An 11,432-nucleotide genomic window follows, 5' to 3' on the forward strand; every position below is an offset into this window, starting at 1 on the left:
GCCTTGGCGGTGCCACTGCGTACCGAACCACTGGTCGAAGTCGCACAGGCCGCCAGCAGCGATAGCAGCAAGGCGGCCAACACACTCCGGAGCACGAGGCTGTTCATATTCATTCGGCTCATTCGGGGGGATTGGGATTATGGGCTGCCAAACAGCCTAGTCCAAAGACCGGGCTTGCGGGACAGGGGTTTCCCCACATCCGGCAGCGGCGGCACGGCGGCCGGCGGCAGGTCGTCCAGGATGGCCTGCGGGCGGGTGTTGACCAGATGATGCGCTTCTTCCGCGCCCAGGCGGCGGGCGGCGGCATCGCGGCCTTCGGCCAGCAGCGGCGGGCGTTTGTCGCAGTGGTGCGAATCGGTGGCCAGAATGTGCACCAGGCCTTCGTCGAGCATGCGCTCGCTCCAGTACTGCGGGCGCTTGCCGAAGCGGCCGGTCAGGCTGCCGGCGGTGAGCTGCATCCAGGCGCCCTGCTTCACCAAATCGCCGAAGACGGCGTAGTGGTTTTCGATCCAGGTCAGCCGCTCGGGATGGGTGATGACGGGAATGTAGCCGGCGGTCATCAGCGTGAACACGCTTTCGGCGAAACGCGGCGGCGCCACGTGGTGCGGTGGCTCCAGCAGCAGGTAGCGGCTGCCGCAAATGGTGGGCACGCGGCCGCTGCGGATGCCGCCCACCAGGTCGGGCGCCAGGTGGGTGTCGGCGCCCACGCCCAGCTGCAGCGGAATCTTCGCGGCGGCGAGCTCGCGCCGGAAATCCTCCACGGCCTGTTCGATGCCGGCCCGGTTGTTTTCGTACAGGCCTGGGTAAATGTGCGGCGTGCAGGCGGTGAAATGGATGCCGTCGTCCACGGCCTGCCGGGCCATGGCCAGGGACACTTCAAGGCTGGTCGGGCCATCGTCGATGCCCGGCAGCATGTGGCAATGCAGGTCGATCATCAGCGTTCGCCGGCTTCCTGTGCGGCTCGCAGCGCCGCTTGCGGAGCCTCGCCGCCACCGCGCAGGCGGCGCAGGCGGGCCACGGCAACGTCGCGATTGCGGGTGAACAGGTACCAGCTCCCCAGCAGCATGAAAAAGCAGCCCACCAGCACCGGCCGGTAGACGCCGGTCTTCACCGCCACCGCGGCGGCGATGCCCAGCACCAGCGAACCGCCGGCCATCAGCAGCACCACCATGAAGGGGCGGTAGCCGGCGTCCAGCAGCAGGTGGTGCATGTGGTTGCGGTCGGCTTTGAAGGGCGAGGCCCCGCGGCGGTAGCGCCGCACCATCAGCACCACGCAATCAATAAGCGGCAGGGCCAGTGTGTACGGGGCCAGCACCGGCGACACCGGGTGGGCCGGGTTCTGGGTAAGCCGCAGCGCCGCCCAGGCAATGATGAAACCCAGCAGCATGCTGCCGCCGTTGCCCAGGAAGACCCTGGCCCGCGGCTGCCAGGGCAGGCGCGAATTCCAGATAAGGAACCCCACCACCGCGGCCGCCAGCGACAGCAGTCGCACGGCCAGGTTCATGTCGCCGGCGTACAGGGCGAAACAGGTGAACAGCATCAGCGAAACCAAGGCCAGCGAGCCGGCCAGGCCATCCACGCCGTCGGCCATGTTCAGGGCATTGATGATGCCCACCACCACGAACACGGTGAACGGCAGCGCCAGCAGCCCGATGTTGGCGCCCGTGAAACCGAAAACATCCTGCAGGTTGCTTGCCTGCACGCCGGCCAGGAAGTACAGCGCCAGCGCCGCCAGCGCCTGGGCGCCGATGCGCCAGGTCCAGCGCAGGTCGTATTTGTCGTCCAGCTGGCCCACCACCACCAGGCCCAGGGCGCCCACCAGGAAGGTGGCCACGCGCAGGTTCCAGTTGGGTTCGAAGATGAAGAAGCCGGCCACGACGGCGAACAGGATGACCGCGCCGCCGGTCACCGGAATCGGGCTGGCGTGGTCCTTGCGGCCACCCGGGATGTCCAGCAGGCCCCAGCGCCGGGCCAGCGGCAGGGTCAGCGGGACAAGCAGGGCCACCACGGCCATCGAAAAGGCCGCGCGCGCCCAGTGGGCAGGCTCAAGTTCTTGCCAGAGTTGGAGGTAGTCCATACGGGGGGATAACGCACTGCGGCGCCGGACAGGACAGAGGGCAAAGAGCCTAGCAGCCCGAATCGTGTAGGAATTACACGCGGGAAAGATTCTCGATGGCTTGACCGCCGCCGATAACGGGTTTAGCCCTGCTGCCTGCCGTAGACGTCCTCGAAGCGAACGATGTCGTCTTCGCCGAGGTAACTGCCGGACTGCACTTCGATCAGTTCCAGCGGCACCTTGCCGGGGTTTTCCAGGCGGTGTTTGCTGCCAAGGGGAATGTAGGTGCTCTGGTTTTCGCTGAGCAGGAACACGCGGTCATCGCAAGTAACGCGGGCAGAGCCGCTAACCACGATCCAGTGTTCGGCGCGGTGGTGGTGCATCTGCAGGCTGAGCGCGGCACCGGGATTAACAACAATGCGCTTCACCTGGAAGCGCTCGCCGCTGTCTATGCCGTCGTAGCTGCCCCAGGGGCGGTAGACCTTGCGGTGGATGCTGGCCTGGGGCCGGCCTTCTTCCTTCAGGCGGGCAACGATGTCCTTCACCTGCTGCACCTGGTCGCGCGCGGCCACCAGCAGGGCGTCGTCGGTATCCACCACGATGACGTCGTCCAGGCCCAGCAGGCTCACCAGCCGGCGGCCGCCCCAGGCCAGGGTGTTGCGGCAGTCCAGGGCGATGACGTCGCCGTGGTGGGCGTTGCCGTCGGGGTCCTGGTCGGCGATTTCCCACAGGGCCTTCCAGCTGCCCACGTCGTTCCAGCCCAGGTTGATGGGCAGCACGGCGGCCTTGTCGGTTTTTTCCATGACGGCGTAGTCGATGGAATCGGCCGGGCAGGCTTCGAAGGCGGCGCGGTCCAGGCGCAGGAAATCGACGTCGCGCTGGGCTTTTTCCAGCGATTCGCGGGCGGCGGCGACCATGGCCGGGGCGTGTTTTTCCAGCTCGGCCAGGTAGGCCGAGGCGCGGAACAGGAACATGCCGGAGTTCCAGAAGTAGTCGCCGGAGGCGACGTAGGCTTCGGCCGTCACCTTGTCGGGTTTTTCGACGAAGGCTTCCACCGGCATGACGGCTGCCTTTGTGGGAGGGCCCGCCTTGATGTAGCCGTAGCCGGTTTCCGGGCCCGTGGGCACGATGCCGAAGGTGACCAGGGCGCCCTGCCCTGCCGCTTCGCAAGCGGACAGCACGGCGGCACGGAAGCCGGCTTCGTCGGCGATAACGTGGTCGGAGGGCAGCACCAGCAGCAGCGGGTCGGCGCCGCCGGCGCGGGCCTGTAGTGCCGCGACGGCAATGGCGGGCGCAGTGTTGCGGCCCACGGGCTCGAGCACGATGGCGCTGGGCACAGCGCCCACGCGGCGCAGCTGTTCGGCCACCATGAAACGGTGGTCTTCGTTGGCCACCACGATCGGCGCGGCCAGGCCGTCCAGGCCCTCGAGGCGTTCCCAGGTGGCCTGCAGCAGCGACTTTTCCCCCACCAGCGGCTGGAACTGCTTGGGATGGGTTTCGCGCGAAAGCGGCCACAGGCGGGTGCCGGAGCCGCCGGAAAGCAGGACGGGGACGAGTTCGGTCATTTGGGTCGGGGCGTGAAGGCGATGCCCGACATCTTGCCACGGCTGGTATTCGGGGGCTGCTGGGGGCTGATCTTGTGGGAGTGACTTCAGTCCCGATGCTTTCGGGACTGAAGCCTCTCCCACAGCGAAACCTGGTCGCGACGTGCGCGCGTGACGGGCATCGCAGTTCCTGCATAGAGAGAAAAGTTCTCCCTCGGAAAGTGAACGGCGCTGCCTAGACTCCAGCCATGCGTACCCTCCTCATCGCCTGCCTGGCGTCGCTGGCCTTCGCCGCGGCGCCGACGCCCGCCCACGCCAACGAAAGCAATCGCGACACCGTGCATTTTGCCGGCCTGGCCTTCACAGGTGCCGCCGCGGGCGCGCCCGACAGCCTGCCCGTGGCCTCGCGGATCCTGCATGCCGACGGCCTGCTGCAGACCAACACCCTGCTCGCTCGCCAACTGGCGGATACGCCGATGCCCCACGTGGAACTGCGCATGGGCGAGCTGGCCACCCTGGACGGCACCGGCAGCGCCACCGCGATGGCGCTGGCACTGGACCGCGAAGTGACGGTGGTCGAGGAAATCGCCGGCCAGCACAAGCTGCTGGTGGAGCTTTCGGCCCAGTTGCTCTTTTTCGACTACCGCGACATGCAGGTCCGCCTGGCCTACCCCGTGACGGTGCAGCGCGTGGACGTCATGGACCAGCCGCCCACGACCGAACAGATCGAAGCCGCCTTCCGCAGCCTTGTGCAGGGCACTGGCACCGCCAGCCTGGCCGGCGCCAGCCAGGCTGCGCTGGCGCGGCTGCGCCTGCCGGACAGTTCGGCGCTGCGCATGCAGCTGGTGAAAGTCGCGGTGGCGCCGGATGCGGAGGTTCCCGTCGCCCTGGCCGCCCGGGTCCAGGACGGAACGCTGGGCCACGAATTCACCAAGCTCCTCTCCTCCACGTTGGGCATGGGGCTTCTGCCGCACCAGCCCGGCCAGGCCGTGGGCGGCACCATGGCGGCGCGCTTCGCCGACGGCCGGGTGTTCACCCTGAAGGTGCCCGAGCCCGACTACGCGCTGGAACTGGAGCTCGAAGGCTTCCGCCAGAAGACGCTCAAGCAAACCCCCGCGATGCGCCAGGAACTGCTGGGCGCCTATTTCCGCCTGCGCGCCAGCGAGCCGCTGTCGGGCAAGACATACCTCGACCATGGTTTCCGCCATGGCGCCACCAAGACGCTGCCTGCCAGCCAGGCGCAATTTGATCTGGATGCCGCCCGGTACGAGACGTTGCTCTCGGGCCTGGCCATGTTCGCCGCGGCTGCCGGCGGCGGGGACGGGGAATGGCTGCGCCAGCAGCAGGATCCCCGCACTGCCACCAAGCAGGCCCGCGCTTTTCAGGAGCTCGTAGAAAAATGTCGATGAAAGCTTGGATTCCCATGGCCGTGCTCCTGGGCCTAGCCCTTGCCTGCATGGCCCCGCCGGCACTCGCCCAGACGGCAAGCGCGAAGGGCATGGGTCGTGTGGATTACGAAGGCCGCCTGGACCCCGAAGAGCGCCGCGAGGCGCAGCGCAAGGCCACCTTTGCGGCAATCGAGTCCCACTTGGCCGCCACCTCCCCCACGGCGATGCGCGCTTTCGCCCAGCGCCGCGAGCAGTTCGAAGGCCAGGTGGACCGCTACGTGCTGGGCTCGGCCATCCTGGATGAAACCGAAGACAAATCGGCCAAGACCTATTCGGTGGTTGTACGTGCCGACATCAACGTGGCGTTGCTGCAGGCCGATATCGATGCCGGTTCCGCCACGGCTTCGTCGGCGCCTGGCCAGCGTTCGCTGATGGCCCTGGTGTTCGTGGCGCGCGCCCAGTCGTCGGCACAGGCGTTCCAGGACAAGGTCTACCAGCGCGTGGACGCCACGGTCGACGCCGACGTCTCGGCCACTTACGGCGAATCCACCTCGGAAGGTGAACGCATCTCCGGAAACCGCATCGACACCGACGGCTCGCGCAGCCAGACACTTGCCGCCCAGGGGTCCAGCTCGGAAACCCGGACCAGCGGCGGCAGCGTCACCCGCAAGGCCGAACAGGTGCAGTGGCAGGTGACCAATACCAATGAAATCAACTCGGCCATGATCGGCGTGCTGGGCCAGGCCGGCTACGAGGTGGTCGAAGGCGAATACGTCGAAGGCGAAAGCGGTGGCCAGATGAGTCTGGCCCGCATCCGCAGCGACTACAGCACCGGCGAAGACATCAGCCCTGACGCCCTGCGCGGCACGGTAGCAGGCGTGCGCAACGCGGGCATCCCGCTGCTCGCCTACGGAACCCTGGACGTCGGCGTGCGCGACACCGACCCGGTGACCGGCCAGCCGCGCGTCTATGTGACGGTGAACGGAAAAGTGCTGGACGTCGCCGGGCGATTCCCGCGCAACGTCTCATCGGTGGGCCCGATCCAGTTCTCGGGCATTGGCCCCACGGAAACCGTCGCACGCACCAATGCCCTGGCCCTGGCCGCCGAACAGGCCGCCCAGATGATGGCCGACCAGCTCAATGCCCGCGGCGTCCGCTGAAGTCGCCGAAACCCTCAATTCCAAAGGAGATACCCCTTGAAGATCACGCGCCTTTTCCTGGCCACCCTCGTTCTCGCCAGCATCGCCCTGCCCGCCCATGCACAGCTCGGCGGCCTTCTGGGCAAGAAGGACGAGGGCGCTGCAAGCCCCGAGATGGTGGTCGGAAAGTTCGTCGAGTCGCAGTCGCACATCATCGCGGCGCAGATCAAGTTCGCCGAAGCCTTCGACTTGCAGGACCAGGTAACCCTGCTCAAAGCGGAGCAACAGGCGCTTTCCGCCGAGCAGGTGGACACGAGCGCCCTGAAGAAATCCCGCGAGGTATCCGATGGTGCCCAGGAGGCTATTGCCGCGCGCATGCAGGACCAGCCGCAGCTCGACGCTTCCGGCAAGTCTGCTTATGCCGAAGGACTGGTCAGCTACGGCAAGGGCCTGCTTACCGCCAAGCACACGCTTGACGCCGCGCAGGCGGCCGGACGCTCGTTCGGTGCCAGTTCGCTGAGCGGCACCGGCCGCGCGGCGGTCTACGTGACGAAGGAGTCGCCGGGCTACTTCAACAGCCTGCGTACCTCCAGCAAGATGATCTTCGAATACGGCAAGCGCAACGACCTGTCGCCGCCGTCTGATGCCACCTCGATGCTCGACGGGCTCTGACCGATGCGCGTCCTCCGTCTGTTGCTTTCCGTCCTGCTCGTGGCCCTGGTCGCCGGCTGCGGCGAATCCGCCCCACCCGAGTCCGCAGGCACGACCGCCGAAGGCAATGAACCGGCGTTCCGCGAGAACCCGGACTTTGGCGGGGTTCGCGAAGTGGAAGTCGAGGCCACCGGCATCGGCGGCACACCCGAGGAAGCCTCGCTACGCGCGCTGGACAGTGCGATCAGCCAGGTCAACGGCCGCCGGGTTTCCAGTGCCAGCGCCGCCTCGCGCGGGGCGCTGCGCATCGACATAAACGGGCTGCGCCGGCTGGACATGCAGACCAGCGCCTACGCCGACCTCGTGGTGTCCTCTTCCGATGGTGCCGTCACCGGCTTCGAAGTGGTGTCGTCGGAACAGATCAGCAAGTTGCAGGCTGAGCGCGAGTACAAGGGTTCCTATGCCGCTGGCGGGTGGGTTGCGGATGCCTGGGGCGAAGCCGGTGCCTTCGCCGAGGGCTCCCATGAGGGCAAGGAAAAGGTCTACGACAACTACTGGAAGGTTTCGATCAAGGCGAAGGTGGCGAAGTACGAGGCACCGGCCGATGACGGCCGCCCGAAGCTGCTGGTGGTGTTTCCGCGGCAATCCGAGGCTCGCTACCCGGTGGGTGATGCATCGGTGTCCGCCGGCGAGGTTGGCCAGGCCGTCAAGCGCCGCATTTCGCAAGCCCTGTCGCAGAGCGACCGTTTCGTCATGCTTGACCGCGAGCTCGCGCCCGAACTGCAGCGCGAAGTGGAGTTCATCAATAGCGGCAATGCCCGCGTCGCCGACGTGGCGCGCATTGGCCAGCAGTTGGCAACCGACCTGATCCTTGTCCCCACCATCGAACGCTTCGAGTACCGGCGCCATGTACGCAAGCTGCGTATGTCCGACCGCGAACTTGTCAGCTACAGCGGTGGCGGCGCGGTAGGTCTGGACGTCATCAATGCCACGACTGGCGAAGTCGTGCTTTCGCGCAGGTTCGAGCACACCCTGCCGGCAACCGATGCCAGCACCATGCCGCGGGTGATCGACGGTGCCAGCATGGCCGGGCAGATGATGGACGCCCTGTCAGCGCAAATGTCGCAGGCGGTTCTGTCGAGCATCTTCCCGATCTCCATCGTTGCCCTTCAGGGTGACGTGGCGGTGCTGAGCCAGGGCGGGCAGGCGGTGAAGGTCGGCGACCGGTACACGGTGGTGCGCATGGGCGATGCCTTGACCGACCCGCAGACCGGGCGTCCGCTGGGCCGGCTCGAGTCCCCGTGCTGCACCCTGACGGTGGACCGGGTTTCGTCCCAGACCGCCTATGGCCGGATCGAGGGTGACGTGCCGGATGCATCGGGCTTCCAGCCCGGCATGCTGGAACTGCGTGAAGCCCTTCCGTCCATCCAGGCGCCGACGGCCCAACAGGACTCCGAAGCAGCCAGCCCAAGAGTTCCGGCTGCCGCGGCTCCGTCGCCGGCCCCAAGCCCCGCAGTGGCGCCGGCCAACCCGCCGGCCCCAAGCGAAGATCCAGACTGGTAACAATCATCGCCTCCGCAAGGAGGCGATGCTCTATTGGCTGATGACCACCTGGTCGCGGCCGCTGCGCTTGGCCTGGTACAGGGCGGCGTCGGCGCGGGCCAGCAGGTCGTTGAGCACGTCGCCGTCTTCGTGGGTGGCGATGCCGATGCTCAGGGTCGAACCGTAGTCGCGGGCGCGCTGGCGGTAGTCGGCGGCCAGCCGTTCGGCGAAGCGGCGGGCGGTTTCCACAGTGGCGTCGGGCAGCAGGCAGGCGAACTCTTCGCCGCCCAGGCGGGCGCTGTATTCGCCCGGGCCGATGCGGCCGTCGATGATCTGGCCCAGGGCGCGCAGCAGGTCGTCGCCGGCCAGGTGGCCGTGCTGGTCGTTGGTTTTCTTGAAGTGGTCGACGTCGATGAACAGCACCGCCGGCGTGTGGCCGTCGCGCAGGGCGTCGGCCATGGCGGTGCCGGCGAGGTTCATCCAGCCCTGGCGATTGAGCAGGCCGGTCAGCGGGTCGCTGACGGCGCGCTGCCACAGGGATTCAACCTGCTTGTCCAGGCGGTTGGCCAGGTTGCTGCGGGCGCGGCGCAGCACCAGGCCGCCGGCGACGCTTAGCAGGTAGTAGAACCCGAACAGCCGCACCTCGCCCGCCGGGGCGGAGGATTCAAGCAGCAGGGCCGCCACCACCGCGGTGCACAGGGCCAGGCCGCCGAAAGTGACGTGCGGTTTCACCAGCAGCGGCAGCCAGGTGACCGGCAGCAGCAGGAACACCGCCAGCGGCAGCAGCGAAGGCCCGGTCCACTCCACCGCGCCCACGGCCAGGCAGGCCAGCAGCAGTGCCAGGAACACCATGCCCAGCGCGCGCCGGCGGCGGATGGACACCACCGTGCGGTAGCGCAGCGCCATGGCCAACAGCAGCGCCACGCCGCCGGCCTGCAGCACCAGCCGCGAGGGCAGCGACGGCAGCACGAAGGCTTCGTAGGCGAAAACCAGCGCGGCCATCACGGCCATGCCCAGCAGCAGCTTGCTCATGGCGCCGTGCAGCATCTGGATCTGCCGGCGGTACTGTTCGCGGCGCTCGTGCGCGGGCAAACCCGCCAGGTCGCCTTCCAGGACATGGCAGAGCATCAGCTGCGCGGAGCGGGCGGCGGACTTGAACATCCCTGCATTAGCGGCGATTTTGCGGGCCCAATCAAGGACATAAGTCACAGGAAGCCGCAGAAGGCCGACCAGCGGTTCAGCTACTGGTGTGGGAGGGACGCGGTCAGCCCAGGGCGGCCAGGCGCTCGGGGGTGCCGACGTCGGTCCAGGTGCCGCGGTGGTGTTCGCCGCTTACCTGACCCGCGCGCATGGCGGCGCGCAGCAGCGGCGCCAGGCGGAAACGCGGCGGCTCGAGCTCGGCGCCGGCGGCGGCGCCGATGACGCTGCGCCAGTTGTTGAACAGCACCGGCCGGTACACGCCGATGCCGGAAAACGTAAGCCGCCGCTCACCCGCGGGCTGCATGCTGCCGTCGTCGAGCAGGGCGAAGTCGCCTTCGGGGTTGTGGGCCGGGTTGTCCACCAGCACCAGGTGGGCCAGGCCGGCGGGTTCGCGCGGCAGGCGGGCGAAGTCGTAGTCGCACCAGATGTCGGCGTTCACCGCCAGGAAGGGTTCGCTGCCCAGGTGCGGCAGCGCGTGCAGCATGCCGCCGCCGGTTTCCAGCGGCTCGGGGCCTTCGTGCGAATAGTGCAGGCGCAGGCCCCAGCGTTCGCCCTGCCCCAGCGCGGGTTCGAAGGCGTGGGCCAGCCAGGAGGTATTGATGACCACGTCCTGCACGCCCAGCGCCGCGAGTTTTTCCAGGTGCCATTCGATCAGCGGCTTGCCGCGCACGGGCAGCAGCGGCTTGGGCGTGGTGTCGGTCAGCGGGCGCATGCGCTCGCCTTTGCCGGCGGCGAAGACCAGGGCTTTCATGCCTCCCCGCAATTTCCTGTAGGAGCGCCTTCAGGCGCGAAGCTTTTGGCCTGGCCTTCGGCAAAGAAGGGATTCGCGCCTGAAGGCGCTCCTACAGGAAGCGTGATGTTGCGGTCGCCGATTGCTGTTTCGATCAGCGCCACCAGCTCCGCTGTTTCGGGATGCCGCAGGCCCACCTCGCGGGTGTATTTCCACACCAGCGGCAGGTCCTGCAGGTAACCGGCCTTGCCGTCGCGGTACCAGAGGCGGCAGAAGATGCCCAGCACCTTGATGTGGCGCTGCAGGCCCATCAGGTCGAAGGCGCGTTGGAAGGTTTTCGCATCGGGCACGGCGACGCCGGCGGCGGCGAGTTTTTCGCGGTACTCGCCGGCCCAGTGTTCAACGCGTTCGTTGGGCCATTCGATGTAGCAGTCGCGCAGCAGCGAAACCAGGTCGTAGGTGACCGGCCCGCGCACGGCGTCCTGGAAATCGATGACGCCCGGCGAATGTTCGTCGGTGACCAGCAGATTGCGCGAGTGGTAGTCGCGGTGCACGAACACCTGCGGCTGCGCCTGGGCGCTGGTGACCAGGGCGCGGAAGGCGGATTCGATCACGTCCCACTGTTCGCACTCGGGCGTGAAGCCCAGGTGGCGCTTGAGGAACCATTCCGGCATCAGCTCCATCTCGGCGACCAGTCGCGCTTCGTCGTATTCGGGCAGGCCGACGGTGTCGGCGTTTTGCTGCATGGCCAGCAGCGCGTCCATGGCCTCGCCGTAGAGGCGGTCGACGTTGGTGCCGTTGAGCTCGGGCAGCAGCGTGCGGTCGCCCAGGTCTTCCATCAGCACGAAGCCGCGCTGCGGGTCGGCGGCCTGGATGTCGGGCACGTGCAGGCCGGCGTGCGCCAGGCGCTGGGCAACGTCCAGCCAGGGCCTGATGTCTTCCTTGTCCGGCGGCGCATCCATCACGATCCACGCCCGCCCCGCCGACTGCGCGCGCCAGTAGCTGCGGAAACTCGCGTCATTCGACGCCCGCACCAGCAACGCCTCCGGATCCGCCAGCGCCTGGCGGGTCCACTGCAGCCTAAGTTCAGTTCGATCAGGCAAGTTCATGCCCGGATTATGGCGGATTGTCCCTGTAGGAGCGCCTTCAGGCGCGAATCTTTTGACTTTGCCTTTGGCAAAG

The 11,432-nt window shown here is 67.5% G+C and carries 10 protein-coding genes; 4 read left to right on the forward strand and 6 right to left on the reverse strand.

Annotated features, from left to right (window positions below; all coding sequences use genetic code 11):
• Positions 1-137: 137 nt before the first annotated feature.
• From AACZ35_RS08305 to AACZ35_RS08315, 3 genes are all read right to left on the reverse strand, one after another.
• On the reverse strand, positions 138-935 hold the full coding sequence (locus tag AACZ35_RS08305) for a CpsB/CapC family capsule biosynthesis tyrosine phosphatase (RefSeq protein WP_339828152.1): 798 nt from the start codon (positions 933-935) through the stop codon (positions 138-140).
• Positions 935-2,077, reverse strand: coding sequence for an MraY family glycosyltransferase (locus AACZ35_RS08310; RefSeq protein ID WP_339828154.1), 1,143 nt, complete (start codon positions 2,075-2,077; stop codon positions 935-937). The genes AACZ35_RS08305 and AACZ35_RS08310 overlap by 1 nt, the downstream gene beginning before the upstream one ends.
• Before the next feature lie 122 nt (positions 2,078-2,199).
• The gene (locus AACZ35_RS08315; protein WP_339828156.1) at positions 2,200-3,621 is read right to left on the reverse strand and encodes a mannose-1-phosphate guanylyltransferase/mannose-6-phosphate isomerase; all 1,422 of its coding nucleotides are present in this window, start codon (positions 3,619-3,621) and stop codon (positions 2,200-2,202) included.
• 227 nt (positions 3,622-3,848) lie between these two features.
• Here AACZ35_RS08315 and AACZ35_RS08320 point away from each other — a divergent pair, with 227 nt between their 5' ends.
• Genes AACZ35_RS08320 through AACZ35_RS08335 form a run of 4 tightly spaced genes read left to right on the forward strand, consistent with a single transcriptional unit; the run spans position 3,849 to position 8,341 of the window.
• Positions 3,849-5,009, forward strand: a complete 1,161-nt coding sequence (locus AACZ35_RS08320) for a hypothetical protein (RefSeq protein ID WP_339828158.1) — start codon at positions 3,849-3,851, stop codon at positions 5,007-5,009.
• A 14-nt stretch (positions 5,010-5,023) separates the two neighbouring features.
• The gene (locus AACZ35_RS08325) at positions 5,024-6,148 is read left to right on the forward strand and encodes a hypothetical protein (protein ID WP_339828160.1); all 1,125 of its coding nucleotides are present in this window, start codon (positions 5,024-5,026) and stop codon (positions 6,146-6,148) included.
• Positions 6,149-6,184: 36 nt separating this feature from the next.
• Positions 6,185-6,799: a hypothetical protein gene (locus AACZ35_RS08330; protein WP_339828162.1), complete on the forward strand. Its 615-nt coding sequence runs from the start codon at positions 6,185-6,187 to the stop codon at positions 6,797-6,799.
• A gap of 39 nt (positions 6,800-6,838) precedes the next feature.
• On the forward strand, positions 6,839-8,341 hold the full coding sequence (locus tag AACZ35_RS08335) for a CsgG/HfaB family protein (RefSeq protein WP_339828164.1): 1,503 nt from the start codon (positions 6,839-6,841) through the stop codon (positions 8,339-8,341).
• A 30-nt stretch (positions 8,342-8,371) separates the two neighbouring features.
• On the opposite strand, the gene AACZ35_RS08340 is transcribed toward AACZ35_RS08335, so the two are convergent.
• From AACZ35_RS08340 to AACZ35_RS08350, 3 genes are all read right to left on the reverse strand, one after another.
• The gene (locus AACZ35_RS08340) at positions 8,372-9,481 is read right to left on the reverse strand and encodes a GGDEF domain-containing protein (RefSeq protein WP_339828166.1); all 1,110 of its coding nucleotides are present in this window, start codon (positions 9,479-9,481) and stop codon (positions 8,372-8,374) included.
• A gap of 103 nt (positions 9,482-9,584) precedes the next feature.
• Complete coding sequence (gene murU / locus AACZ35_RS08345) at positions 9,585-10,271, reverse strand: N-acetylmuramate alpha-1-phosphate uridylyltransferase MurU (protein WP_339828168.1); 687 nt, start codon at positions 10,269-10,271, stop codon at positions 9,585-9,587.
• A complete protein-coding gene (locus AACZ35_RS08350; protein WP_339828170.1) occupies positions 10,268-11,359 on the reverse strand; it encodes a phosphotransferase in 1,092 nt (363 codons plus the stop codon). Before AACZ35_RS08350 ends, murU begins: the two co-directional genes overlap by 4 nt.
• Positions 11,360-11,432: the final 73 nt, after the last annotated feature.

Origin of the sequence: uncultured Arenimonas sp. (genome assembly GCF_963976025.1) — a bacterium.
Taxonomy (GTDB): domain Bacteria; phylum Pseudomonadota; class Gammaproteobacteria; order Xanthomonadales; family Xanthomonadaceae; genus Arenimonas.